We start from the raw sequence: 25175 nt of genomic DNA, 5'->3' as shown, positions 1-25175 counted from the left end.
ACATGGAATAAAAATGCCCAATCTCGTTGGGCATTTTGCTTTATGCAATTTGGCGATGACTTAACGCGTCATTACCAACCACATTGGCGATTTGCGACGGTATTTTGCTCATCTAACCATGTTTTAAGTGGCGCGAAGTAATCGAGCACAGCTTTGGCATCCATGGTTTCTTTGCCAGTGACTTCTTTCAATGCTTCTGGCCATGGCTTACTTAAACCTAACTCGAGCATCTTATTGAGTTTCTCTCCCGCAGCTTGATTGCCATAAATACTGCATCTATGAACCGGACCTTTATCGCCCGCAGTTTCACACAGCGCTTGATGGAACTGGAATTGCAGAATATGCGCGAGGAAGTAACGAGTGTAAGGCACATTACCTGGAACATGGTATTTAGCGCCTGGATCAAAGTCAGCTTCGCTGCGCTTCGTCGGTGCTTTTACGCCTTGGTATTTTTCCCTGAGATCCCACCATGCTTGGTTATATTGGGCAGGTGTGATTTCGCCGCTAAACACTTTCCAGCGCCACTGATCTATCATCAGACCAAAGGGCAAGAAGGCGATTTTATCTAAAGCTTGCTTCAGTAAGAGGCCAATGTCCTTAGAGGCATCAGGTACTTCGTCTAATAAGCCAATCTGTTTTAAGTAGCTTGGGGTGATCGACAGCGCAATCGTGTCACCAATCGCTTCATGGAAACCATCGTTGGCGCTGTTTTTAAACAGGAATGGTTGCTGCTTATAAGCGCGTTGATAGAAGTTATGTCCAAGTTCGTGATGGATCACGCTAAAATCTTCGGCGGTCTTTTGGATACACATTTTTATGCGAATATCGTCGAGATTATCGAGATCCCATGCCGAAGCGTGGCAAACCACATCACGATCCTTTGGCTGAACGAATAGAGAACGTGCCCAAAAACTTTCTGGCAGTGGCGCAAATCCTAGTGATGTGAAGAAGCCTTCGGCTTGTTTCACCATTTTATGCTCGTCATAGCCATTTTTTGCCAGTAGCTCAGTGACATCGTAACCCGGGTCGGCATTGTCTGGGGCGACTAAATCATACACATTTCCCCATTGCTGGGCCCACATATTGCCGAGTAAATGTGCAGGGATAGGTCCTGTAGTCGGTGCGATGTTATCGCCGTATTCTTTATTGAGTTCACCGCGCACGTAACAGTGCAATGATTCATAAAGGGGTTTCACTTGGCCCCAAAGACGATCGAGTTCCTGTGAAAAATCATCGGGTTTCATATCATATTGACTACGCCATAGCTCAGACAGGTTTGCATAACCAAGATCCTTCGCGCCTTCATTGGCCAGTTCCACTTCACGTTGAAACAAGGGACGCATGGGTTTAGCAATTTCACGCCAGCCTTTCCACGCTTCTAGCAAGGTTGCGGGATCCCGTGATTCGGCCATCAAGCTCGATAGCTCAGGCTGGCTCATACACTTACCGTCGGCAAAACAGTATTTGCCTTTGCCGTATAAGCCATTTAACTCTGAGCTAATTTGCGCAAGCTCGGCATTTTTCGCAGGATCGAGCGGGGCGGGCAATACTAACGTACTGCGTAGGATATTAAGCTTGCGGGCATTAACGGGATCGAGTTGCACATTGGCGTACTTAGCCGCCTCTGTTGCAAATTTTACCGACGCTGCGCTGACCTTTTCACCGACTGTGGCAGACAGAGCCGCGGTATCATCGGTAATAAAGTTGCTGTAAATCCACTCGGCGCGATTAGATTCAATCGATAATTCAGCCATTTTGGCTTCAGCATCGTTAATAAAAGCAATGGCTTGTGCTTTATCTGGGGCGGTATTGATGACAGCCGCTTCAGTGCTAGCAGGCTTGTCAGTTTTGCTTTGTGCATCATTACAGGCCGTTAATCCCAGCGCTAAGGCGACTGTTAGGGCGATTTTACTGCGACGATTCAATGAAATAACCATGTCTACTTGTCCTTGTTGTTTTTGTGTTACACAGTTTACCTAAAGCTAAGGGGTATTGCACAAGGGTTAATGGGCTTGTTGGTCACACTTAATTCGTAGATGTTCGACATGCAGTGGGTATGCAGGCTAGAAAGCGGTGAGTTTGTCCAATTTTAGTTTGACATCCGTGGTGCCAATGTTTAATTTAAACGAGTGTTTTAAATTAATTCAAGGTCACGGAATGGCAAGTCGATCCGATACAAAAACTAGAATACTTGATGCAGCAGAAAAACTGTTCGCCGAACGGGGCTTTTCTGAGACCTCGTTGCGACTCATCACCAGTAAGGCTGAGGTGAATTTAGCATCGGTCAATTATCACTTTGGTTCTAAAAAAGAGCTGATCCGTGCAGTATTAGCGCGTTATTTAGACGTGTTTATGCCTGCGGCTTCAAACCAAATTAATCGCTTAAATGCCGCGCCAGCACAAGCAACACTCGAAGAAATTTTGTCTTCGCTGGTCGATCCTTTATTGGATTTAAACGCGCTACGTACCGAAGGCACCACGATCTTCCTGCAGCTTTTAGGCCGTGGCTATATCGAAAGCCAAGGACATTTACGTTGGTTTATCACTACCCATTACGGCCAGCATCTCGATGCTTTTGTTAAAGTCGTGTCGGCCAGTGCGCCACATATTCCACCCGCTGAAATGTTTTGGCGTTTACACTTTACCTTAGGCACTATCGTATTCACTATGGCGTCCGCCGATGCCCTAAACGATATCGCTGCTGCTGAGTTTGGTGAGCATAACGACATCGAAGCCGTGATCCGTAAAGTGATCCCATACATGGCGGCTGGCGTATCAGTCCCCGTTTCTTCTTAATTAAAAGGTCTTGATAATGTTGACGATTATAATTCTTGCCCTGATAGCCATTATCGTGTTGTTTGCGGTGAAAAATATCCGGATGCAGTTTATTACCCGCCCAGTTTTTAGTTTTTTCAAGAAGGTCTTGCCGCCACTTTCAGATACCGAGCGCGAAGCGATGGAAGCCGGTGATGTCTGGTGGGAAGGGGAGTTATTCCGCGGAAATCCTAACTGGAATACCTTGCACAGCTACGGTAAACCGACACTGAGCGCTGAAGAAAAAGACTTTATCGATAATCAAGTAATGACAGCACTGACGATGATCGATGATTTCGACATAGTGCATAACCGTAAAGATTTACCGCCAGAGTTGTGGGAATACTTCAAGAAAGAAGGTTTCTTCGCCCTGATCATTCCGAAGAAATTCGGTGGTAAAGCTTTCTCTGCCTATGCTAACTCTACCATTGTCAGCAAATTAGCCAGCCGCAGCGTAAGCGCCGCAGTGACCGTAATGGTGCCGAACTCTTTAGGCCCTGGTGAGTTGTTGACCCATTATGGTACGAGTGAGCAGAAAGAACGTTGGTTACCTGCTTTGGCTAAAGGCGATGAAATTCCTTGTTTTGCGTTAACTGGTCCAGAAGCGGGCAGTGATGCCGGCGCTATACCTGATGTGGGTATTGTGTGCCGTGATACCTTCAATGGCGAAGAGATGCTCGGGCTAAAACTGACTTGGGATAAGCGTTATATCACGCTGGCGCCTGTAGCGACGGTTCTGGGTTTAGCCTTCCAAATGCGCGATCCAGAAGGTCTGCTTGGTGATAAGAAAAACTTAGGCATTACCTGTGCGTTGATCCCAACGGATCATCCTGGTGTGGTTATTGGTCGTCGTCATAATCCGCTAGGTATGGCGTTTATGAACGGTACCACCCAAGGTAAAGAAGTGTTTATCCCGCTGGATTGGATTATCGGTGGCCCTGAATTTGCTGGTAAAGGCTGGCGTATGCTGGTTGAGTGTTTGTCGGCGGGCCGCGGTATTTCATTACCTGCACTGGCAACGGCTTCTGGTCACATGGCGACGAAGACGACAACGGCTTACAGCTATGTGCGTCATCAGTTTGGTATGGCGATTGGCCAGTTTGAAGGTGTGCAAGAAGCGCTGGCACGTATTATTGCCAACACTTATCAGTTAGAAGCCGCACGCCGTTTAACGACTACGGGTATCGATCTTAAGGTGAAACCTTCGGTTGTGACTGCGATTGCTAAGTACCATATGACTGAATTAGGCCGTTCTGTGATGAACGATGCGATGGATATTCAATCAGGTAAGGGCATTCAATTAGGACCTAAAAACTATTTAGGCCACCCTTATATGTCGAATCCAATTTCGATCACTGTGGAAGGCGCGAACATTCTAACCCGCTCCTTGATGATTTTTGGTCAAGGTGCGACTCGCTGCCATCCTTACGTGCTTGCCGAAATGGAAGCCGCAGCGATGGAGAACCAACATGAAGCCTTAGAGCGTTTTGATGCGCTATTAATGGGCCACATGGGTTATGCCACGCGTAATGCTTTCAGTGCGTTGTTTAGTGCCTTAAGTGGTAGCCGTTTTGGCAGTGCGCCAGTGAGCGGTGAAACTAAGCAGTACTATAAAGATATGTCGCGTATTTCATCTGCATTAGCCTTAATGACGGATTTATCAATGCTGATCATGGGCGGCGATTTAAAACGCAAAGAAATGCTGTCGGCACGTATGGGTGATGTGCTCAGCCAGTTGTATTTAGGCTCAGCAACCTTGAAGCTATTTGAAGACAATGGCCGTCAACAGGACGATTTACCAGCAGTACGTTACGTAATGGCCAATCGTTTGCACTTAGCGGCTAAAGCACTGGAAGACACGATCCGTAACTTCCCGAGCCGTCCTGTGGCATGGTTACTGCGCGGCTTAATCTTCCCGCTGGGTAATCACTTCAATGCGCCGAGCGACAAAATGGCGACCGATTTAGTCGGCGGCATGTTGAAGCCTGGACCTGCTCGTGACCGTATTACCTTCCTATGTCCTGAATTTGAAGGAGATAAAGGCGGTATTGCAGAAGTTGAGCAAGCGTTTGTTGCGCAATATGCCTGTAAAGATATTTATAAAAAGCTGAAGAAAGCGCAGCGTGCCGGTGAACTGCCAGCCAAAGTGCCTAATCTCGTCTTGTTTGCAAAAGCACTCGAGACAGGTGTTATTACTGCTGATGAAGAGCAAAAATTGCAGCATGCTGATAAGCTGCGCTTAGCGGCAATTAATGTGAATGATTTCGAAGCGTTATAATGATTGATAGTGTTTGATGTGAGCGTTTAATGTTAGTGCGGTCTGGTCTAAGCGGTATTAAGTTCAATGATTACTCCGCTTGTGCGAGATAGGACCGCTGAGATTTCCCTCAGCAATGAGAGAACGGCAAATTAGCACCAACAGAAATCAGCACTTACAGATAACAGCATTTACAGAGAACTGCAGCTATAAAAAAACCACCTTCATGAGGTGGTTTTTTATTGGCTTTTTTCTAACGCGCTTTAGTCGTTAGATAAAGCTAAAGCAACTTAAGCTACGATCAACACTTTACAGGTGTTAGTGCCGCCAATCGTTTCCATTGCATCGCCTTTGGTCATCAGCACCATATCACCGCTATTCAAATAACCTGCAGCTGTTAATGCTTCTAACGCTTTTTGCGCTAGCTCATCAGCTGGGTGGATAGTTGAATCGAAGTAGATTGGTAACACGCCGCGGTACAAGGCCATTTTAGCCAGCGTTGTCGCGTGACGTGATAAACCTAAGATCGGCAGTGCAGAACTGATGCGCGACATCAATTGTGGTGTCGCACCTGATTCAGTTAAAGCAATAATCGCCTTAACACCTTCAAGGTGGTTAGCCGCATACATAGTCGATAGTGCAATCGTTTCTTCAACTGAAGTGAAACGCACATCTAATCTATGCTTAGACACAATCACACTTGGGTGAGATTCAGCGCCAATACAGACGTTTGCCATTGCCTTAACGGTTTCTTCTGGGAAGTCACCGGCAGCGGTTTCAGCTGATAACATCACAGCATCGGTACCATCAAGCACAGCGTTCGCCACGTCCATTACTTCGGCGCGGGTTGGCATAGGGCTTGAAATCATCGATTCCATCATCTGAGTGGCGGTGATGACGACTTTGTTCAGTTGGCGTGAACGGGCGATTAACTTCTTCTGCACTGCAACGAGTGCAGCATCACCAATTTCAACACCTAAGTCACCACGGGCAACCATGACAACGTCAGATGCTAAGATCACATCATCCATAGCCGCATCGGTCGCAACGGCTTCAGCGCGTTCAACTTTAGCCACGATCAAGGCATTACAACCGGCTTGACGGGCAAGATCACGGGCGTAATCTAAATCAGCACCACTGCGCGGGAACGAAACGGCTAAATAATCCACTTGGATCAATGCCGCAGTCAGAATGTCAGCTTTGTCTTTTTCGGTCAGCGCCGCAGCAGAAAGTCCACCGCCTTGCTTGTTAATACCTTTGTTGTTAGATAAAGGGCCTGCCACAGTCACTGTGGTGTGAACTTTACGGCCTTCAACACGCTCAACGCGCAATTGAACACGGCCATCATCTAACATCAAGATATCACCAACAGTCACATCATCAGGCAATTGCTTGTAATCGATACCCACTTGTGTCTCGTCGCCTTCACCTTTTGCTAACTCGGCATCAAGCACGTAGGCTTGACCTAACACCAGTTGCACTTTCTTATTGTCTTTGAAAGTAGAAACACGGATTTTAGGCCCTTGTAAGTCACCCAGAATAGCCACATGAACGCCCAACTCTTTAGCGATTTCGCGCGCTTGAGTGGCTCGTTTTAAGTGATCTTCTGGGGAACCGTGGGAGAAATTAAGACGTACAACGTTTGCACCTGCCGCGATGATGCGGCGTAGATTATCATCACGATCGGTAGCGGGACCTAGAGTGGTGACGATTTTGGTTCTGCGGAACATAAGGATACTCCGTTAAAGTTAAAAAAATCTTGGGTCTATATTACCATGCAATTCCAGATTATGTAGTAAAGTTACAATCAAATTGATCTAAAGTTATGTATGAAAATTGTGAGGTATCGCTGATATTTGCACGATAAATGGCTAGGTTAAGGATCAACACTAGCCATTTTTAGAAAAGGAAGTGAGTTACAGTATCGGATCTTTATTGATGCGAGACTCTTTTAACACCTCTTTCACTCGTTTCAAATTATCGCGGAAACGTGGGCCTCTACGTAAGGTAAAGCCGGTTGCCAATACATCTATAGTGACTAATTGGGCTAAACGCGAGGCCATAGGTAAATACATGTCGGTATCTTCTGGCACTTCCATTGTCACGGGCAGCGTACATTCCATCGACAAAGGCGAGTTGCGGGCGGTAATACCAATCACAGCTGCACCGTTTTCTCTTGCTAAACGTGCTATCTCAATCAATGACTTAGTGCGGCCTGTGTGGGAAATTAATACAACAACATCACCTTCATTGCTGTTGATACAGCTCATGCGTTGCATTAGAACATCGTCAAAACAGATGACAGGCACATTAAAGCGGAAGAATTTATTTTGGGCGTCATGGGCAACAGAAGCGGATGCGCCTAGGCCGAAAAAGGAAATAGTCTTAGCTTGAGTGAGTATATCAACCGCTTTGTTTATGGCTGAAATATCTAAACTTTGACGTGCGGTATCAAGTGAAGCCATTGAAGATTCAAAGATTTTTGTCGTATACGACTCAGTCGAATCATCTTCTTCAACGTGGCGGCTCACATAAGGAGTACCGTTCGCAAGACTTTGCGCTAGATGTAACTTAAAATCAGGGAAGCCTTTAGTATCTAAGCGGCGGCAGAAACGATTCACAGTAGGTTCACTGACATCTGCCATCTTAGCCAGTGTGGCGATGCTAGAATGTATAGCTGTCTGTGGTGATGCTAAGATCACCTCTGCAACTTTGCGTTCTGATTTACTAAAATGGGTGAGGCTTTTTTGAACCTTTTCTAGGGTATTCATACGCGTATGTCCGCTAAATTGAGAATGTAATTTTATTTATTTTTGTTTTGTGGAGACAGATCAAGGCTGGCGGCCCACAAAGAGACTCTATGTAGTAACTTTTCAGTACAATTTTGAAATAAGACTTTACTACCTTCAGTAATTTAAGCACAAAAAGCATATCAGATTAATGCTGTAAGTGCCTAGTTAGCTAGAATGTTAATATTTATAAAAATAGATGCATTTAACAAATTCTGTTGTTATATTACAACAAAAGTGTGGATTTCTTCATCGACATGAAGGGACACGACATACAAAGGAGATCGTAACGCAATGGGCAAAACAACATCAGGCGCCAAAGCTTGTGACTTCGTACTCTTTGGTACTAAAGGCGATTTGGCACGACGCAAGTTGTTACCTTCTTTATACCAGCTAGATAAAGCTGAACTTCTCGATAAAGATACGAAAGTGATCGGTGTCGCGAAAGACGAGTTTACTCAAGATGAGTTTATCGAATTAGTCACGCTTGCATTAAATACCTTCGTGAAAGAGCCTTTGTGCGAAGAGACTCTCCAACGTTTCCTGTCCCGCTGCCACTATATAGGCACTAACTTTACCGATTCAGCGGGCTACAGTGCCTTCCATGAACTGCTCAAACCAGAAGAGCGCGTCATGGTCAGTTACTTTGCTACGCCACCGGCGATATTCGGCGACATTTGCCGTTGTTTGCATGAACAAGATCTTATCCATCCTGATTCACGCGTGGTGCTCGAAAAGCCAATCGGCTCAGATTTAGACTCTTCTCGCGTTATCAATGATCAAGTTTCCGCTTACTTCAAAGAACGTCAGGTTTACCGTATCGACCATTACTTAGGTAAAGAAACCGTACAGAACTTGATTGCCCTGCGTTTTGCCAACTCTTTATTTGCCTCTAAGTGGGACAACCGTACGATTGACCACGTCCAGATTACGGTAGCAGAAGAAGTGGGTATCGAAGGCCGTTGGGGTTACTTCGACAAAGCGGGTCAGATGCGCGACATGATCCAAAACCATTTGCTGCAAGTATTAACGCTGGTTGCTATGGATCCACCGGTCAACTTAGACGCTGACAGTATACGTGATGAAAAAGTTAAAGTGCTTAAATCACTGCGTCCGATTAATTCTGACAATGTGTATGAAAATACCGTGCGCGGTCAGTACAGTGCGGGTTTCTTAAAGGGCAGCCCAGTACCGGGTTATTTAGAAGAAGAAGGCGCCAACCTTCAATCACACACAGAAACCTTTGTGGCGATTCGTGTGGATATCGACAACTGGCGTTGGGCGGGCGTACCTTTCTATTTACGTAGCGGTAAACGTATGCCGTTTAAGAGCTCTGAAATTGTGGTGTATTTCAAAAACCCACCACATAACTTGTATCGCTCAAGCTACCGTAATCTGCCACCGAACAAGCTGACGATTCGTCTGCAACCCCATGAAGGGGTTGAAATCCAGATGATGAACAAAGTGCCAGGTTTGGAGCAAAAACAACGTTTACAAACCACTAAACTCGATTTGAGTTTCTCCGATACCTTCAAAAATGAACGTATCGCCGATGCCTACGAGCGTCTATTACTCGAAGCCATGCTCGGTAATCAAGCGCTGTTCGTGCGCCGCGACGAAGTCGAGCAGGCATGGACTTGGGTGGATGGCATTATCCAATCGTGGGAACAAAGCAACGAAAAACCAAAACCTTATCCTGCGGGCACTTGGGGTCCAGTTGCATCAGTTGCTTTGATCACCAAAGATGGCCGTTCGTGGGACGAGTAGGAGACTTTGATGATTAAAGAAACCGTATTCAAATCTTTCGATACGCCAAGTGCGCTAGAACAGCAACTGGCCAGCAAGATTGCGAGCCAGTTACAGGAAGCCGTCGATGCCCGCGGAAAAGCGAGCCTAGTGGTTTCCGGTGGTTCGACGCCGCTTAAGTTATTTCAACTATTGAGCATGAAGTCCATCGATTGGAGTGATGTTTATATCACTCTCGCCGATGAGCGCTGGGTTGAAGCCGACGCCGATGCGTCTAATGAACGTCTAGTGCGTGAACATTTATTACAAAACCGTGCGGCAAATGCCAAATTCCGCGGTTTAAAAAACATGTTTTCGACCGCAGAAGCGGGCGCCGATATGGCCGCCGAGTCTTTGTCTAATTTCCCTCGTCCTTTTGATGTGGTGGTATTAGGTATGGGTAACGATGGTCATACTTGTTCTTGGTTTCCCTGTAGCGCTGAGCTTGATAATGCGCTCACAACCCAAGCCCTGTGCGTGGCGACTAACCCCACCACAGCGCCCCACGCCAGGATCACGCTCTCTAAGAGTGCGATTCTGAACAGCAGACAAATTTATCTGCACTTGGTCGGGGAACAGAAATTATCCGTATATCGTCAAGCGTTAGAAAGTGATGATGTCCATGCTATGCCTATCAGAGCCGTATTAGCGCAGCGTAAAACGCCCGTTGATGTGTTCTGGAGCGCTTAAGGAGTCAAGATGCACTCAGTAGTTCAAGCTGTTACCGACAGAATTATTGCCCGTAGCAAAGCGTCACGTGAAGGTTATCTCGCCGCATTGAATGATGCCCGTAACCATGGTGTACACCGTAGCTCATTGAGCTGTGGCAACTTAGCCCATGGTTTTGCCGCCTGTAATCCAGACGACAAAAATGCATTGCGTCAATTGAATAAGGCGAACATCGGCATAGTGACGGCATTTAACGACATGTTATCTGCGCACCAACCCTATGAAAGCTATCCTGAATTGCTTAAAAAAGCCTGTCAGGAAGTCGGCAGTGTTGCACAAGTGGCGGGCGGTGTTCCGGCCATGTGTGACGGTGTGACTCAAGGTCAACCCGGTATGGAATTGAGCTTACTGAGTCGTGAAGTGATTGCTATGGCAACGGCAGTGGGCTTGTCTCACAACATGTTTGATGGCGCTTTACTGCTCGGCATTTGCGATAAAATCGTTCCTGGTTTGCTTATCGGCGCCTTAAGCTTTGGTCACTTACCTATGTTATTCGTGCCTGCTGGGCCGATGAAATCAGGTATCCCTAACAAAGAAAAAGCCCGTATTCGTCAGCAATTTGCCCAAGGTAAAGTGGATCGCGCGCAACTGCTTGAAGCAGAAGCCCAGTCTTACCACAGTGCAGGAACTTGTACCTTCTACGGCACGGCAAACTCGAATCAGCTGATGCTTGAAGTGATGGGGCTGCAGTTACCAGGCTCGTCATTTGTGAATCCTGATGATCCACTGCGCGAAGCCTTAAACAAGATGGCGGCTAAGCAAGTGTGTCGTTTAACCGAAATGGGTACCCAATATACCCCAATCGGTGAAGTGGTCAGTGAAAAGTCTGTGGTTAACGGCATTGTGGCACTTTTGGCTACTGGCGGTTCTACTAACTTGACTATGCACATCGTCGCCGCGGCTAGAGCTGCCGGTATTATCGTGAACTGGGATGATTTTTCTGAGTTATCCGATGCAGTGCCATTAGTGGCGCGCGTGTATCCAAACGGTCACGCCGATATCAACCATTTCCACGCTGCAGGCGGAATGGCGTACTTAATCAAAGAATTACTTGATGCGGGTCTATTGCATGAAGATGTGAATACCGTTGCGGGCTTTGGTTTACGCCGTTATACCCAAGAGCCAAAACTGCTCGACGGTGAACTGCGCTGGGTCGATGGTCCAACGACAAGTTTAGATACCGAAGTATTAACTTCAGTCGCATCTCCTTTCCAAGGTAACGGTGGTTTGAAATTACTGAAAGGTAACTTGGGCCGCGCTGTGATCAAAGTATCGGCAGTACAAGCACAACATCGTGTCGTTGAAGCGCCCGCTGTAGTCATTGACGATCAAAACAAACTCGATGCCTTGTTCCAAGCCGGTGCTTTGGATAGAGATTGTGTGGTTGTGGTTAAAGGCCAAGGTCCGAAAGCTAATGGTATGCCAGAGCTGCATAAATTAACCCCATTATTGGGCACGCTTCAGGACAAAGGCTTTAAAGTCGCGTTGCTGACCGACGGTCGTATGTCTGGCGCGTCGGGTAAAGTCCCTGCAGCCATTCACTTGACGCCGGAAGCCTTAGATGGCGGCTTAATTGCCAAAGTCCAAGATGGCGACTTGATCCGTGTCGATGCGTTAACAGGTGAACTGAGCCTGCTGGTCTCAGAAGCAGAACTGGCCACCAGAACCGCGGGAATAGTGGATTTACATCGCTCACGTTATGGCATGGGCCGCGAGTTATTTAGTGCGCTACGTTCCAATCTAAGCAGTCCAGAAACTGGTGCGCGTTGTACTAATGCCATCGATGAACTTTATTAATACAAAGGAAGAATAACGCAATGCTTGAGAATAACTGGTCACTACAGCCACAAGATATTTTTAAACGCAGCCCTATTGTTCCTGTTATGGTGATTAACAAGATTGAACATGCGGTGCCATTAGCCCGAGCACTGGTTGCCGGCGGCATTAGTGTGTTAGAAGTGACTTTGCGTACACCTTGCGCACTCGAAGCTATCACTAAAATCGCCAAAGAAGTGCCTGAGGCCTTAGTGGGCGCTGGTACTATCTTAAACGAAGCACAGCTTGATCTTGCGATTGCCGCGGGTGCGCAGTTTATTATTACCCCAGGCGCTACAGTTGAACTGCTCAAAGCGGGTATGCATGGTCCTGTACCATTGATCCCAGGCGTTGCGAGCATTTCAGAAGTGATGACGGGTATGGCGCTTGGTTACACCCACTTTAAATTTTTCCCAGCCGAAGCCTCGGGTGGTGTGGATGCACTGAAGGCCTTCTCGGGACCGCTTGCGGATATTCGCTTCTGCCCAACAGGTGGCATTACGCCAAGCAGCTATAAAGATTATTTAGCGCTGAAAAACGTCGATTGTATTGGTGGCAGCTGGATTGCGCCAACGGATGCAATGGAACACGGCGATTGGGATCGTATCACTCAGCTTTGTAAAGACGCCATCGGCGCTTTATAAGTCGAGCTTGAAATAGCGACAAAAATAAAAAACCACCGCAAGGTGGTTTTTTGTCTTTCATCTTTCATCTTTCATCTTTCGCCTTTGATAAAGAATGGCTGTGATAGCTGGCGCTATAGAAAGTCTAGCATTTATAGAAACTCGCACATTTACAAACGGTCTGGCTTCATAGCAAGTCGGGCCGCGCAATGTCTGCTTGCCTACATTTCCTTGCTCAGTTCCACATTTGAGCCGGCTTTCGGGCTAAATAGCTGTTGATACAGTCGCCCCGCAAACTCATCTGTCATCCCCGAAATATAGTCCGCCAAGACCCTGTGGCTGTTTAAGCCTTGTTGCTCACTTTCGCGCCAGCGCTCTTGGGTGTTCAGTGGCAGTAAACGTTCTGGATCGGAAGCGAAGGCTTCGAATAAACCCATCACAATTTGCTGGCCTTTATATTCGAGCATTTGGATCTCAGGTTTACGGATCACGTATTTATAAACCAGTTGCTTGAGCACATTGAGCGCAATGGCAAATTCCGGCTCTAAGGTCGCATTAAAGCGCAATAATGGTTCTTCGAACACGTCATCTTCTGAGATAACAATAGCGGTGACAAAGCCATTAACGAGTGTGCCTATGGCATCTTTACGCAGATGATGCTCATGGGAAAACAGCTTATTGCCAATATCGGCAAGCTCTTGTCGTATCCACGCATCGCCGCTGTTTGTGAGTGTCGGCGCCACATCTTGATGCCACTGCGATGCCGTGACTATGCCCATCACAATCGCATCTTCGAGATCGTGCACTGCATAGGCGATATCATCTGCCAGTTCCATTATCGAGCAATCGAAGGATTTAAACTGAGTGCGCAGATGTGGATAGTGGTGCAGGGCGGGGTGTGAACCTTGCTGCGTCGAGGTAAAACGACTGCGGTCTGCCTCAGATAACGGCTCAAGCACCCAAGCGAAAATGTCGTTATCATCGTCGAAAATGCCCTTAACCGGCGGCCATTGTGACGGTTTGAGCTGTCTATGGTTGGTGATTTCATTATGTTCACCCGCGACAAATAGCTTCGAGTACGGCGCGGGGTATTTCAAAATCCCGAGCATGGTACGCCGACACAAGTTCATCCCAAAATCTAAGGTGTAAGGCTCAAGTTTCGATAAAATACGAAAAGTTTGGCCATTGCCTTCAAAACCGCCGTGGTTGCGCATCATGTAATTCAATGCGACTTCACCGCCGTGACCGAAGGGTGGATGACCAATATCGTGGGCTAAACACAAGGACTCTAATAGGCTCATAGAGCAAAGCAGCTGCTTATGTTGTGGATATTTGCGTCTGAGCTGGGCGGCTATGCCGGTGCCAATTTGCGAGACTTCGAGTGAGTGGGTTAATCGAGTGCGATAGAAGTCATTCATGCCAACGCCGAGCACTTGGGTTTTGGCCTGCAGGCGGCGAAAGGCGGCGGAGTGGAGAATACGCGCCCTGTCTCTTTGGTAAGGGCTGCGGTGATCGTTACGCCGTTGTTTATCTTCACCATGACGGCGTTCTTGCCAAACACTTGAAGTCATATGCATTCCTAGCGAGAGTGGAAAATCAAAGCATCTTGTTAATTTCGTCTAAATTCAAGGTGAAACTGGGCACAAAGCAGTTCATAAAATACTGTACTGCGGGGTCAGGATTTGTCGCCAGCATGTCTTCGAGGCGCTTACGGGCGGTGTTGAACTCACTGTTGCCAGCACGGTTTTCTTCAAGACATTTAAGGTAAGCACACAGAGTATCAGCGGATTTCACTATGGTCTTGTAAACGGGATCGGCGTAATCACTGATGAACAGACTACGATAATCCTCTTTAAATTCCTCAGGCACCATATCCAGCATGCGCTGCTCGGCAATCGCCTCAATTTTTTTATACTCGGCTTCGATTTCTTTGTTGAAGTATTTCACCGGCGTCGGTAAGTCACCCGTGAGGATTTCACTGGCATCGTGAAAAATCGCCAGACTTGTAGCTTGATGGGGATCAAGCGTCGTGCCGAACTTTTTGTTGCTGATGATCACCAGTGCATGGGCCACCATGGCAACTTGCAGCGAGTGTTCTTGAACATTTTCAGTGCGAACGTTGTACATCAAAGGCCAGCGTTGGATAAGTTTCATTCGAGCTAAATGGGCAAATAAGTGACTCATAGTTTTCCTGTTAATTCGAGGGCCAGCGTTGGATAAGCGTCATTCGTGTTCTAAAAACGGCACATAAATGACTCTTAGTTTGCCTGCTAATGAGTGAGTAGAAAGGCGACAAGCTGCATTGGAAGACGTGACACGCGTTGAATAAGCAGTATTGACGCTAATGAAGTCTTAGATTATCACAGCCTTGGGTGACACGTGAGTATGAGCGTGGAGGATTTGTCGAAATCGCTAAAAATAAAGCGACCACTAGGATCGCTTTATGACTCAAACCGTTAGCCGAGGCTAAACCTACTGCCGATAGTTTTCGAGGAAGGCGCCAAACTCGGTAAATGCTTTTTTCAGATCTTCTTTATAGGGTAAGAAAACCACTCGCAAATGGTCGGGCTCAGGCCAATTAAAGGCGGTGCCGTGCACTAACAGAATTTTCTTTTCTCTGAGTAAATCCAGCACTAAGCGCTCATCATCCCGCAGATTGAATTTCTTCATATCCAGTTTAGGGAAAGCATAGAGTGCGCCCTTAGGCTTTTTCACGCTCACGCCCGGGATTTGATTAAGCAATTCGTAACAGGCATCCCGTTGAACTGTCAGGCGACCTTTAGGTAATATCAGCTCGTTAATACTCTGATAACCGCCGAGCGCGGTTTGAATCGCATGTTGATTGGGCACGTTTGCACACAGGCGCATCGAGGACAGCATCTCTAAACCTTCGATATAGCTCTTCGCTGCTTTAAGATTGCCAGACAACATCATCCAACCGACGCGAAATCCCGCTGCGCGATAAGCCTTTGATAGACCATTGAAGGTAACAGTTAAAATATCGTCCGACAGGCCAGCAGCAGGAACATGCTTGGCTTCGTCATACAAAATTTTGTCGTAAATTTCATCGGCAAATAAAATCAAACTGTGTTCACGGCAAAGCTCAACAACTTGCAGCAGTAATTCTTTGCTGTAAACCGCGCCCGTAGGATTGTTCGGGTTGATCAGCACAATACCGCGGGTACGCGATGAAATTTTGCTTTTAATGTCGTTGAGATCGGGGAACCAGTCCGCTTCTTCATCGCAACGATAATGCACCGCTTTACCGCCGGCGAGATTGGCCGCCGCCGTCCACAGTGGATAGTCAGGCGAGGGGATTAAAATTTCATCATCGGTGTTAAGCAAACCTTGCATCGCCATCATAATGAGTTCAGAGACGCCGTTGCCTATATAGATATCTTCGATATCGACACCAAAAATCCCCTGAGCTTGATAATGCTGCACTATGGCCTTGCGGGCAGAGAATAATCCTTTTGACTCACAGTAGCCTTGGGCACTGGGTAGATTAAGGATCACATCGCGCACAATTTCCTCCGGCGCTTCGAAACCGAAGGGGGCGGGATTACCAATGTTAAGTTTGAGGATCCGATGACCCTCGTCTTCTAAACGTCTGGCTTCCTTGTGCACTGGGCCGCGGATGTCATAGCAAACGCTATCCAGCTTGTTGGATTTGATGATAGGACGCATTTACACCTCGGAACATGCATAAAGTTTTGGCTTAAGTTAGCGCACCATAACGAAATTTCACTGTAGATGAAAGGGGGGAGCAGCACAGAATGGGACTTTTTTTGTAAATACCACTTAGTTAAATATGCTTTAACAGTCAATTAATGAAATAAGAACAAGTTTTATATTCTGACTTTTAGAGGCTTTTAAGAGTGTTTAGCTAATGCTGACGGTAAATAAAACCTGCTTTACGTGTTTTTTGGATGTAGGAAGAAAATAATCACGCTTGATGGAAATGCATTTTCAGTGGTTGACGGCTATTTCGTTTTATTTGTTTGTCCTATAAATCTTAGTAGGGGAAAAGTGTATTTTAGCAAAAGCTTAATGATTGATTTTTAATCACAGTTCCTCGATAAGATCAACTTATGCAAGCTGTATATGACCTTGTGATAAATAGGCATATTTATTGAATGCTTATTAAGCTGAGAGGATCATAAACGGTTTCGTTGCGAGTGAGTTAAAAGACTTTAAAGTCATGATGTTATATTGATTTTGTTTGCAGCCGTTAAAATTATTTTCAATCAAGTTAAATTTATAGTTGACTCAATATTCGATGCGCTTTATTTTCTGCGCGATGTTTTTGGCAAGGCACCTCAGATAGCAAGCAATTCGCGGGTTTTATCTTCAGGGTTAGTCATCATGAAGCAGCTGTGTTGACGTTCTGAATCATGTTGATTTCAGACGTTATTCTAAAACCATTTGCCTTTTAGGCGATTTATTTAGAGGACCTAAGTGCATGTCTGAACCGACAGCGTTAAGTCTCATCCCACCTTTGGTGGTATTGGTGTTAGCTATTTGGTTACGCCGTCCCATTTTATCTCTGATCATAGGTGCGGTAACCGGTTTCCTGTTACTCGATCCCAGTCAAGTCTTAAACAATTTTGCCAGTGTGTCATTGAAGGTCATGGCCGATGAAACCATAGGTTGGTTGATTCTGGTGTGTGGTGGTTTTGGTGCGCTGATTGCGCTTTTGGTCCGCACTGGCGGCGCATTAGCGTTTGGTCGTAATGCACTGAGATTTGCTAAGGGTCCCAAATCTTCCCTGTTGATGACGTTTATTCTTGGGATCGTGATTTTTATTGATGATTATCTCAATGCGCTGACCGTGGGTGAAACCATGAAGCGTGTAACGGATAAATTTAAAGTGTCCCGTGAGATGCTCGCTTATGTCGTGGATTCCACTGCCGCGCCTGTGTGCGTGTTAGTGCCATTGTCGACCTGGGCAGTATTCTTTGGTGGGTTATTGGTCGATAATGGTGTGGCGGCCGAAGGTCAGGGCATTGCTGTCTACATGCAAGCGATTCCTTATATGCTCTACGCTTGGTTAGCCGTGGCTATGGTGCTACTTGTAGTATTAGGCATAGTGCCTGCCATTGGCCCTATGAAAACTGCGCAGCTGCGCGCCGCCCAAGGCGAGCCAGCAGAAGCTCAAGTGGATTTTGACCAAGTGCAAACCTCGGACGAATATGCGGTTAAAGCTATCGAAGAGGAATTTAAGCACGCCGATAATCATGGCAAACTGCATAACTTTTTAGTGCCGATAGGTCTGTTAGTGGCTTTTACTGTGTACTTTGATATCGACGTGTGGAAAGGCTTGCTGGCGACTTTAGTGATCACTATCCCTTATTATGCTGTGCAGCGTTTGATGCCGTTATCCGAGATGATGGACCAGATGATTGATGGCTTTAAGAGCATGTTACCGGCGATTAGCACTGTGATTGCGGCATTTGTGTTTAAGGACGTATGCGATCAGTTATTACTGCCGCAGTACGTGATTGAATCCTTAAGCCCGTTTATGACACCTAAATTGCTGCCTGCTGTGGTGTTTTTATCCATGGCGATCCTCGCGTTTGCGACGGGTTCGAGCTGGGGCATTTTTGCGGTGACCATTCCTATCGTGATGCCATTAGCGCAATCGGTGGGCGCGGATATCCCATTAGTGATTGGTGCCTTGTTGTCGGCATCATCATTTGGTAGCCAAGCGTGCTTCTACTCAGATTCAACCGTATTGGCCGCACAAGGCTCTGGTTGTAACTTAGTGAGCCATGCAGTGACTCAGTTACCTTATGCGCTGATCGCCGCTATACTGGCGTTTATCGGCTTTATCGTGATTGCGTAAATACTTTCATGATTAGAATAAGAAACCAGCTGCGGCTGGTTTTTTTATGTCTGCCGTCATTGGGTTTAGCGGTTAAAGTGGGGGAAAGCCGAGTGGAGAGTGGCTAGGCTTGAACTAGGATAACCGTGATTACACTCTTAAATGAAGACGCTCAGCTGATGTCAAATTATATTTTACGGAATTGTCATTTATATTTTACATATTTCATCGTTGCCATGTAGCTTTTCAAATCAAAGCCTGATTATACTTTGCATCCTTCATGGTGTTATTTTCAACATTAGTGGCAAACGAATCAAATGGACTCAACCCTTCTTACTGCGTTTTTCCAGCATGGCACAATACGTGATGTCGAATGTTTATTCCCTGATATCTCAGGCTATCCAAGGGGGAAGCTCATGCCAGCCCGAAGCTTTGCTCAGGGTGCTGAGTTACGTATTGCCCAAGCGATTTCGATGCAGGCGATTACCGGTGAGTATTCCTACGATCCTATTTTCCCCGATGCTGATCCTGATCTGTTACTCGTCCCCGATTACAGCACCCTAAAAATGATCCCGTGGAGCACAGTGCCGCGCGCATTTGCCATCCATGACTGTGTGTTGCTCGATGGCAATTTATGTCCATTTGCGCCGCGCTCCATTTTAAAAAATGTGTTGGCCCGTTACCAAGCCCTTGGGTTAACGCCCGTGGTGGCCCCTGAGATTGAGTTTTATCTGACTGAAGCCAATGCCGATCCGAGTGCGCCGTATCAGGCGCCCATTTCAAAAAGTGGCCGAGCTGAAAACGGTCAATCTGCGTTTAGCATGAATATGCTCAATGAACTCGCGCCATTTTGGGATGAGTTTAATGCCGCGATCGATGCGATTGGGATCAAAGGTGATACTTGGATCCATGAGATGGGGCTATCGCAATATGAAATTAACTTAGTGCATGGCGATCCGCTGGCCTTAGCAGATCAAGCTTTTATGTTTAAATACGCGGCGAAAGAAATCGCCATTAAACATGGCTTGAACGCGATTTTTATGGCGAAACCCATAGCAGGCCAACCCGGCAGTTCTATGCATCTGCACCAAAGTGTTGTGGATGATAAAGGCAACAATATTTTCAGCCATGCAGATGGTAGTGACACTGAACGTTTTCACCATTACATCGGCGGATTACAAAAGTATCTACCTGATTTAATGTTGTTATTCGCACCCAATATCAATTCATTCCGACGTTACATTTCCGGCAGCCAAGCGCCGATTAATTTAAGCTGGGGCGTAGATAACCGCACCACAGGCTTACGTGTGCCATTGAGTGCTCCGGTGGCGCGACGGGTAGAGAATCGCATTGCGGGCGCCGATGCCAATCCGTATTTGATGATTGCGGCATCTTTGGCTGCGGGACTTGCGGGAATGGAAGAAAAACTATCCCCAAGCGCGCCTGAAACCGGTAGTGCTTATGAGAGCAGCCATGACTTAGCGCGGACATTTCTCGCCGCGTTAACGCAAATGCGCCAAAGTGATTCGGCACGACGCTTACTTGGGGATGATTTTGTCACGGGTTTTGTGTCAGTGAAGGAGATTGAGTTTCAAAGTTATTTGAGTGAGATAGGTGCTTGGGAGCGACGTTTCTTAGGGCCGCAATGCTAGTACTTATTTGCTGAGGGGATGTTGCTGGATAACGCTTTATCCCTTAAGTGACTCGACATCCCACAAATCCGCGACTAAAAAACAGCAACAAAAAAGCCAGTGCAAGCACTGGCTTTTCTTCGTCTGGAAACGAGAAGGGCGATTAAACGCGCTTCTTGAATTCGCCAGTACGAGTATCGATTTCAATCTTGTCGCCAACTTTCACGAAGTCAGCAACAGTAACAGTGCCGCCGCCAGTGATAGTTGCAGGCTTCATCACTTTACCTGAAGTATCGCCACGAGCTGAAGGCTCAGTGTAGATCACTTCACGTACGATAGTGGTTGGCATTTCAACAGAGATAGCTTTGCCATCGTAGAAAGTCACTTGGCAAGTTTCTTCCATACCGTCAACGATATAAGCCGCTGCATCACCTAAGTTTTCAGCTTCTACGTCGTATTGGTTATATTCTGCATCCATGAATACAAACATAGGATCAGCAAAGTAAGAATAAGTACAATCAAGACGATCTAGGATGATGTCTTCTAACTTATCTTCACCTTTGAAAGTCGTTTCAGTACCAGAGTTAAGCAGTAAGTTTTTCAACTTTAACTTAACGATAGCAGCGTTACGGCCAGAACGAGTTGTTTCAGTTTTCTGCACAACCCATGGGCTGCCATCTAACATGATCACGTTACCAGGACGGATTTCATGAGCAGTTTTCATTACACTATTTCCTATATTTAGATTTTTCTGTTTTCGCGCAGTATCTTAGCTGTTTTTAACGAACTGAACTAGTCGAGTAGCGAGATCTGCAGCATTTAATGCATTAATTGGCCATTGTTTAGCATGGTGCAACAAGGGCAAATTAACAGGATTAAGGTTTTGCCAGTGAAGGCTCACGGCAGATTGCTGTGCTTGGTTGAACGCAAGATTCAATTCAGACCAATAACAAGCAATTTTAGGTGGCAGATTATCGCAGTAAAGTTTGAGAAAAGCTTCTAATTTTACGAGGTGATAATCATCTTCTTGGGGATAAATGTGCCAAATGAAGGGTTTTGCGGCCCATTGAGCGCGTAAAAAGGAATCTTCACCGCGCACGATATTAAAATCGCAGCTCCAGAGCAGACGATCAAACCCCTGTTGGTCTGTCATGGGTAAAATATGCAGGGTTAAATTGCCATAATTTATCTGCTGACCCGGCACTAGCGCGGCAATATCACAGGGCAGTAACTGCGTCAGACTGTTTAAGCTGCGACCCTTGGGAATAAGCGCATGGATTTTCTCGGCCGATTGCTGCCATAACTCGCATAACGCCGGCAGTGCCTCGGTTTCATAGCTAAAGATGCTAATCACAGTATCTTGAGCCTCAATCCCCTTAAGACCTAGCTGACTAAAAAGCTGTAATTTGTTAGCTGAGTTAGCTTGCCAAGCATCGCGCTCGGCAAACAAATCTTGCTCGCAGATGAGCCCACCGGTTTTTGCGCCAAAGCCCGGGAAGTAAAAATACTTCTTTAAACCATTGGCTTGTAATGAAGGCAAACCATGGCAGCCTTCGACCCAATCCTCAGCGCTTAAATATTCTAAATTCAACCAGATAGGCACAGATCTGGGGTCGTTCTGATGTAAATAAACTAACTGTTCTTTTACCTGTTCGGGTAATTCACAGGCAAAGGCTTCGATGAGCACAGCTCCTGCGACAAACGCTACGGGTAAAGGCTTAGTCCAATGAAGAATATTCACACCATTGAAGCTTTGAACGACTATTAGTGGATCGAGTGTCGGTAAGATATGCGAGAAGCTTGCGAGGTCGTCGACCCACAAATTAACGGGAATGCGGTATTCATTAGCCATTTGTTTGGCTAAACGCCAAGTGACGCCAATATCGCCGTAGTTATCGACGACGGTACAAAAGATATCCCAATGAGTGCAGCGGGGTGTGTTGGTCATGAGTGCGGTAAGTCGTTATTCTTAGTCAGAAATATAAGCATAAAAAAAGCGGCGTTAAGGCCGCTTTAATCGAATGGTTAGCCCAATTAGTCTTCTAATTCAGCTAAGCACATTTCTTCGTAAATTTGCTTAACCCAAGCATCAACGCGTTCTTCGGTCAGTTCTGGCTGACGATCTTCATCGATACCTAAACCAATAAAGTGGTCGTCATCAACTTGACCTTTAGAGGCTTCGAAGTTGTAGCTTGAAGTTGGCCAGTGACCAATGATGATACCACCACGCGCCTGAACGATATCGCCAACCATGCCCATGGCATCAAGGAAATACTCAGCGTAGTCTTCTTGATCACCACAACCAAAAATAGCGACAAGTTTGTCAGTAAAATCAATTTGCTCTAGTTCAGGGAAGAAATCATCCCAGTCACATTGAGCTTCGCCGTAATACCAGGTCGGGATGCCGAACAGCAGCAAGTCATACTCTGCAATCTGTTCTTTGGTACTTTTGGCGATATCTTTCACCTCAACCATTTTTTTACCCAGTTTTTTCTGGATCATCTTGGCTACGGCTTCGGTGTTACCTGTGTCGCTACCGAAAAAAAGACCTACAGTTGCCATTGTCTATCCTTTAATGTCTAGTTCACTTATTACGTTAATCTTGCTGGTACTCGTTCAGCACTCAACTTGTTGCTGAAGAATTAATTCGATTAACTGGCTACGGCTGATGTTACTGGCCAATGCCTGCTCATTCAAGGCGTCATACAAATCTTGTGACACCTTTAACTCTATTCGCTTTAATCCGTTGGCTTTATCGCGCTGGATTTGATTGCGTTTGTTGACCTTAAGCTGCTGGCTACGGGACAAAGGATTACTTCGTGGGCGGCCCCGGCGCTTTTCATTGGCAAAAAGGTCAATGGTGGTTCTGTCTGTCGCTTCTTTTGCCATGTTCTTATTGTTAACCGATCCCTGAGCCTTCCCAAGTGATCTGGATAATACCTTTTACAATAAACCCGGCGCAGCCGAGAAATAACACTAACCAAACAATAAATCGACCAAATTTCGGCACGTTACCTTGTTTAAGCACATCGTGGATGGCCATGCCGATAAAGAAAAATATCGAGGCAAAAAACAGGTTCAGGCCGATGGTTTCAATTTGTTCCATGTACTGAGATAACATACTTTCTTAGTCCTCGAGAGTGTTCTAAGGCCAAAAGAGGCGCGAATATATCACATCAAGATGGCGGCTGCCATATGCTTTAGGTCGAGTTTGCTGCTGATTTACATTGCTTGTTTGTCAATAAATTCAGACACAATCCGGTTAAAGATGGCGGGTTTCTGTGCATGTAACCAATGACCACAGCCTTCGAGGGTTTTCGCCTGCGCCGCAGGGAATTGCGCCATGATAGCGCTTCTGTGCTCACCAGTGACATAATTTGAGTCACCGCCGCGAATAAATAGACTCGGGCCCCTATAGCTTTGCACTGGATTCGGCGCCTGATTGTGCCAACCAATAATGTTGGGGTAACAAGCCTTTAGACCACTTAAGTTCAGCTTCCAACGAAAGCCAGTGTCGGTACGTTGCAGGTTTTTGAGTAAAAACTGCGCGGTGGCTTCGTCGATACCTTTGTCTATTAAGTGGTTAAGGGCAAAGCGTCTGTCGGTATGACCTTCTAAGGGCAGACTTTCTAATGCGGCAAACACTAAGTCATGTCTTGGCTCATAGGCGACTGGGGCAATATCTGCTGCCACCATGCTGATAATGCGCTCTGGATGAGCTAACGCTGTCGCCATGGCGATTTTACCGCCCATGGAGTGACCCACAATATGGGCGCGTTCAATAGCCAGTTCGTCGAGTAATGCGACCATGGCCGTGGCGAGGCGAGGGTAATCCATCTCATCCCAATGCTCACTTAAACCATGATTGGGCACATCGACACGAATAACCTGATACTGGCTTTCTAATACTTGCCCTAGGCCTTTGAGGTTATCTAGGTTGCCGAACAAGCCGTGGATCAAGAGTACTGCGGGTCCTTGGCCTGTAGAAACAAAGTTCATAGTGATTCCTGTTGGATGTGTTTAGCTTAACGTGGCGCGAATTGTGCCCTTAATGCCGTTGGCTTGACAAGTCAGTTGCTACTTTGGCGTGTATGCGGCTATGAACTTGGGCGCTTTTTCGGCAATTGTCGATTATCTGCTAGTTTGCTGTGCTATTTCACGCATTTTTAGAATAATGGCGCTTTATCAGATTGATAGACATGGATACACTGGTAACCGATCGCAATGATCTGCCCCGATCGCTGTGGTACACTTTTTTCGGTTAAGCCTGTCGAATAACAAAGGATAATTAAGGTTATGAAATATATCGAAGTTGATGAAGAGCTCTATCGTCATATTGCCAGCAAAACAGAGCGTATTGGTGAGAGCGCCTCTGACATTCTTCGTCGATTACTCGGCCTGTCCGTCGATGCGGTCGAACCACCTCAGCCTTTGGCGATAAGCCAACCAAGTTTAGAGGCTGAGCCGATTCAAGCTGTGGCGGTGCAAACTGCACCTGCTGTGAATGACTTCAGTCGCTTAGTCGATGAACATCTGTTATCGCAACAAAAAGGCGCGGTAGGGCGTTTCCTCTTTTTACTCGAAAGTCTGTATCAATTAGCCCCAGAGCAGTTCTCGCAAATTCTGCAGATCCAAGGGCGCGATCGTTTGTATTTTGCCCGTTCGAAAGAGCAATTACTGGAAGCGAGTGCTTCGGCTAATCCTAAAGAAATCGGTACCAGTGGTTTCTGGGTGACAAGCAACAACAATACCGCCAAGAAACGCACCATTTTATCTGAAGTCTTAGTGCAATTTGGCTGTGATGCAACGGTTGCAGCTGGCATCGCCGAGCGCGTTTAATCTGCGGGTGAGCCATTTAATCAGCTATTGAGCTAATTTTAATCATTGTTTTTAATTGTAATTGAGTGC

Annotated in this window: 21 protein-coding genes; 9 read left to right on the top strand and 12 right to left on the bottom strand. The window is 46.4% G+C overall.

Translation table 11 applies throughout. The annotated features are described in order from the left end of the window. Nucleotides 1–71: 71 nt before the first annotated feature. Nucleotides 72–1937, bottom strand: coding sequence for a M2 family metallopeptidase (locus tag OX890_RS13125; RefSeq protein WP_268649354.1), 1866 nt, complete (start codon nt 1935–1937; stop codon nt 72–74). 220 nt (nt 1938–2157) lie between these two features. Here OX890_RS13125 and OX890_RS13120 point away from each other — a divergent pair, with 220 nt between their 5' ends. Together OX890_RS13120 and OX890_RS13115 are read left to right on the top strand one after the other, a co-directional pair. Further along, nucleotides 2158–2796: a TetR/AcrR family transcriptional regulator gene (locus OX890_RS13120; protein WP_268649353.1), complete on the top strand. Its 639-nt coding sequence runs from the start codon at nt 2158–2160 to the stop codon at nt 2794–2796. Nucleotides 2797–2812: 16 nt separating this feature from the next. Next, nucleotides 2813–5092 (top strand): acyl-CoA dehydrogenase, encoded by a 2280-nt coding sequence (locus OX890_RS13115; RefSeq protein ID WP_259541202.1) that lies wholly within the window; start codon nt 2813–2815, stop codon nt 5090–5092. A 269-nt stretch (nt 5093–5361) separates the two neighbouring features. Here the strand turns inward: OX890_RS13115 and pyk are convergent, their stop codons facing one another. Together pyk and OX890_RS13105 are read right to left on the bottom strand one after the other, a co-directional pair. Then, entirely contained in the window at nt 5362–6801 is a 1440-nt protein-coding gene (gene pyk / locus OX890_RS13110) for a pyruvate kinase (protein WP_012089185.1), read from the bottom strand. A 186-nt stretch (nt 6802–6987) separates the two neighbouring features. After that, nucleotides 6988–7842 carry a MurR/RpiR family transcriptional regulator gene (locus OX890_RS13105; protein ID WP_006081563.1) on the bottom strand — a complete coding sequence of 285 codons (855 nt, stop codon included), beginning with the start codon at nt 7840–7842 and terminating at the stop codon, nt 6988–6990. Between the two features lie 312 nt (nt 7843–8154). On the opposite strand from OX890_RS13105, the gene zwf reads away from it, so the two are divergent. Genes zwf through OX890_RS13085 form a run of 4 tightly spaced genes read left to right on the top strand, consistent with a single transcriptional unit; the run spans nt 8155 to nt 12833 of the window. Further along, nucleotides 8155–9627 carry a glucose-6-phosphate dehydrogenase gene (gene zwf, locus OX890_RS13100; protein ID WP_006081564.1) on the top strand — a complete coding sequence of 491 codons (1473 nt, stop codon included), beginning with the start codon at nt 8155–8157 and terminating at the stop codon, nt 9625–9627. Nucleotides 9628–9636: 9 nt separating this feature from the next. Next, a complete protein-coding gene (gene pgl / locus OX890_RS13095) occupies nt 9637–10335 on the top strand; it encodes a 6-phosphogluconolactonase (RefSeq protein WP_268649352.1) in 699 nt (232 codons plus the stop codon). Between the two features lie 9 nt (nt 10336–10344). Next, nucleotides 10345–12171 (top strand): phosphogluconate dehydratase, encoded by a 1827-nt coding sequence (gene edd, locus OX890_RS13090; RefSeq protein WP_006087188.1) that lies wholly within the window; start codon nt 10345–10347, stop codon nt 12169–12171. 20 nt (nt 12172–12191) lie between these two features. Beyond that, nucleotides 12192–12833 (top strand): bifunctional 4-hydroxy-2-oxoglutarate aldolase/2-dehydro-3-deoxy-phosphogluconate aldolase, encoded by a 642-nt coding sequence (locus OX890_RS13085; protein WP_006081567.1) that lies wholly within the window; start codon nt 12192–12194, stop codon nt 12831–12833. A 200-nt stretch (nt 12834–13033) separates the two neighbouring features. On the opposite strand, the gene OX890_RS13080 is transcribed toward OX890_RS13085, so the two are convergent. From OX890_RS13080 to OX890_RS13070, 3 genes are all read right to left on the bottom strand, one after another. After that, the gene (locus tag OX890_RS13080) at nt 13034–14383 is read right to left on the bottom strand and encodes an anti-phage deoxyguanosine triphosphatase (protein ID WP_126491988.1); all 1350 of its coding nucleotides are present in this window, start codon (nt 14381–14383) and stop codon (nt 13034–13036) included. 25 nt (nt 14384–14408) lie between these two features. Beyond that, a complete protein-coding gene (gene yfbR / locus OX890_RS13075) occupies nt 14409–14996 on the bottom strand; it encodes a 5'-deoxynucleotidase (RefSeq protein WP_011839912.1) in 588 nt (195 codons plus the stop codon). A 288-nt stretch (nt 14997–15284) separates the two neighbouring features. Beyond that, nucleotides 15285–16499, bottom strand: a complete 1215-nt coding sequence (locus OX890_RS13070; RefSeq protein WP_006081570.1) for a pyridoxal phosphate-dependent aminotransferase — start codon at nt 16497–16499, stop codon at nt 15285–15287. 775 nt (nt 16500–17274) lie between these two features. On the opposite strand from OX890_RS13070, the gene OX890_RS13065 reads away from it, so the two are divergent. Further along, the gene (locus OX890_RS13065; RefSeq protein ID WP_126491987.1) at nt 17275–18657 is read left to right on the top strand and encodes a Na+/H+ antiporter NhaC family protein; all 1383 of its coding nucleotides are present in this window, start codon (nt 17275–17277) and stop codon (nt 18655–18657) included. A 296-nt stretch (nt 18658–18953) separates the two neighbouring features. Then, the gene (locus OX890_RS13060; protein ID WP_126491986.1) at nt 18954–20288 is read left to right on the top strand and encodes a glutamine synthetase family protein; all 1335 of its coding nucleotides are present in this window, start codon (nt 18954–18956) and stop codon (nt 20286–20288) included. A 142-nt stretch (nt 20289–20430) separates the two neighbouring features. Here OX890_RS13060 and efp read toward each other — a convergent pair whose 3' ends face one another. From efp to OX890_RS13030, 6 genes are all read right to left on the bottom strand, one after another. Further along, nucleotides 20431–20991: an elongation factor P gene (gene efp, locus OX890_RS13055; protein ID WP_006081573.1), complete on the bottom strand. Its 561-nt coding sequence runs from the start codon at nt 20989–20991 to the stop codon at nt 20431–20433. A 45-nt stretch (nt 20992–21036) separates the two neighbouring features. Next, nucleotides 21037–22215 carry an elongation factor P maturation arginine rhamnosyltransferase EarP gene (earP, locus tag OX890_RS13050; RefSeq protein ID WP_268649351.1) on the bottom strand — a complete coding sequence of 393 codons (1179 nt, stop codon included), beginning with the start codon at nt 22213–22215 and terminating at the stop codon, nt 21037–21039. A gap of 86 nt (nt 22216–22301) precedes the next feature. Further along, a complete protein-coding gene (gene fldA / locus OX890_RS13045) occupies nt 22302–22829 on the bottom strand; it encodes a flavodoxin FldA (RefSeq protein ID WP_126491984.1) in 528 nt (175 codons plus the stop codon). A 54-nt stretch (nt 22830–22883) separates the two neighbouring features. After that, nucleotides 22884–23156 (bottom strand): LexA regulated protein, encoded by a 273-nt coding sequence (gene ybfE / locus OX890_RS13040; protein WP_006081577.1) that lies wholly within the window; start codon nt 23154–23156, stop codon nt 22884–22886. 10 nt (nt 23157–23166) lie between these two features. Next, nucleotides 23167–23388: a DUF2788 domain-containing protein gene (locus tag OX890_RS13035; RefSeq protein ID WP_006081578.1), complete on the bottom strand. Its 222-nt coding sequence runs from the start codon at nt 23386–23388 to the stop codon at nt 23167–23169. A 101-nt stretch (nt 23389–23489) separates the two neighbouring features. Then, complete coding sequence (locus OX890_RS13030) at nt 23490–24266, bottom strand: alpha/beta fold hydrolase (protein ID WP_268649350.1); 777 nt, start codon at nt 24264–24266, stop codon at nt 23490–23492. 297 nt (nt 24267–24563) lie between these two features. Here OX890_RS13030 and seqA point away from each other — a divergent pair, with 297 nt between their 5' ends. Further along, entirely contained in the window at nt 24564–25106 is a 543-nt protein-coding gene (gene seqA, locus OX890_RS13025; RefSeq protein ID WP_011839907.1) for a replication initiation negative regulator SeqA, read from the top strand. Nucleotides 25107–25175: the final 69 nt, after the last annotated feature.

The organism is Shewanella sp. DAU305, from assembly GCF_026802235.1.
In the GTDB taxonomy this organism is placed as follows: domain Bacteria; phylum Pseudomonadota; class Gammaproteobacteria; order Enterobacterales; family Shewanellaceae; genus Shewanella; species Shewanella baltica.
This window is presented reverse-complemented; position numbering and strand designations above follow the sequence as displayed.

Coding starts and splice junctions, on each gene's coding strand:
- OX890_RS13125 (WP_268649354.1), bottom strand. CDS start 1,937: ATGGTTATTTCATTGAATCGTCGCAGTAAAATCGCCCTAACAGTCGCC.
- OX890_RS13120 (WP_268649353.1), top strand. CDS start 2,158: ATGGCAAGTCGATCCGATACAAAAACTAGAATACTTGATGCAGCAGAA.
- OX890_RS13115 (WP_259541202.1), top strand. CDS start 2,813: ATGTTGACGATTATAATTCTTGCCCTGATAGCCATTATCGTGTTGTTT.
- pyk (WP_012089185.1), bottom strand. CDS start 6,801: ATGTTCCGCAGAACCAAAATCGTCACCACTCTAGGTCCCGCTACCGAT.
- OX890_RS13105 (WP_006081563.1), bottom strand. CDS start 7,842: ATGAATACCCTAGAAAAGGTTCAAAAAAGCCTCACCCATTTTAGTAAA.
- zwf (WP_006081564.1), top strand. CDS start 8,155: ATGGGCAAAACAACATCAGGCGCCAAAGCTTGTGACTTCGTACTCTTT.
- pgl (WP_268649352.1), top strand. CDS start 9,637: ATGATTAAAGAAACCGTATTCAAATCTTTCGATACGCCAAGTGCGCTA.
- edd (WP_006087188.1), top strand. CDS start 10,345: ATGCACTCAGTAGTTCAAGCTGTTACCGACAGAATTATTGCCCGTAGC.
- OX890_RS13085 (WP_006081567.1), top strand. CDS start 12,192: ATGCTTGAGAATAACTGGTCACTACAGCCACAAGATATTTTTAAACGC.
- OX890_RS13080 (WP_126491988.1), bottom strand. CDS start 14,383: ATGACTTCAAGTGTTTGGCAAGAACGCCGTCATGGTGAAGATAAACAA.
- yfbR (WP_011839912.1), bottom strand. CDS start 14,996: ATGAGTCACTTATTTGCCCATTTAGCTCGAATGAAACTTATCCAACGC.
- OX890_RS13070 (WP_006081570.1), bottom strand. CDS start 16,499: ATGCGTCCTATCATCAAATCCAACAAGCTGGATAGCGTTTGCTATGAC.
- OX890_RS13065 (WP_126491987.1), top strand. CDS start 17,275: ATGTCTGAACCGACAGCGTTAAGTCTCATCCCACCTTTGGTGGTATTG.
- OX890_RS13060 (WP_126491986.1), top strand. CDS start 18,954: ATGGACTCAACCCTTCTTACTGCGTTTTTCCAGCATGGCACAATACGT.
- efp (WP_006081573.1), bottom strand. CDS start 20,991: ATGAAAACTGCTCATGAAATCCGTCCTGGTAACGTGATCATGTTAGAT.
- earP (WP_268649351.1), bottom strand. CDS start 22,215: ATGACCAACACACCCCGCTGCACTCATTGGGATATCTTTTGTACCGTC.
- fldA (WP_126491984.1), bottom strand. CDS start 22,829: ATGGCAACTGTAGGTCTTTTTTTCGGTAGCGACACAGGTAACACCGAA.
- ybfE (WP_006081577.1), bottom strand. CDS start 23,156: ATGGCAAAAGAAGCGACAGACAGAACCACCATTGACCTTTTTGCCAAT.
- OX890_RS13035 (WP_006081578.1), bottom strand. CDS start 23,388: ATGTTATCTCAGTACATGGAACAAATTGAAACCATCGGCCTGAACCTG.
- OX890_RS13030 (WP_268649350.1), bottom strand. CDS start 24,266: ATGAACTTTGTTTCTACAGGCCAAGGACCCGCAGTACTCTTGATCCAC.
- seqA (WP_011839907.1), top strand. CDS start 24,564: ATGAAATATATCGAAGTTGATGAAGAGCTCTATCGTCATATTGCCAGC.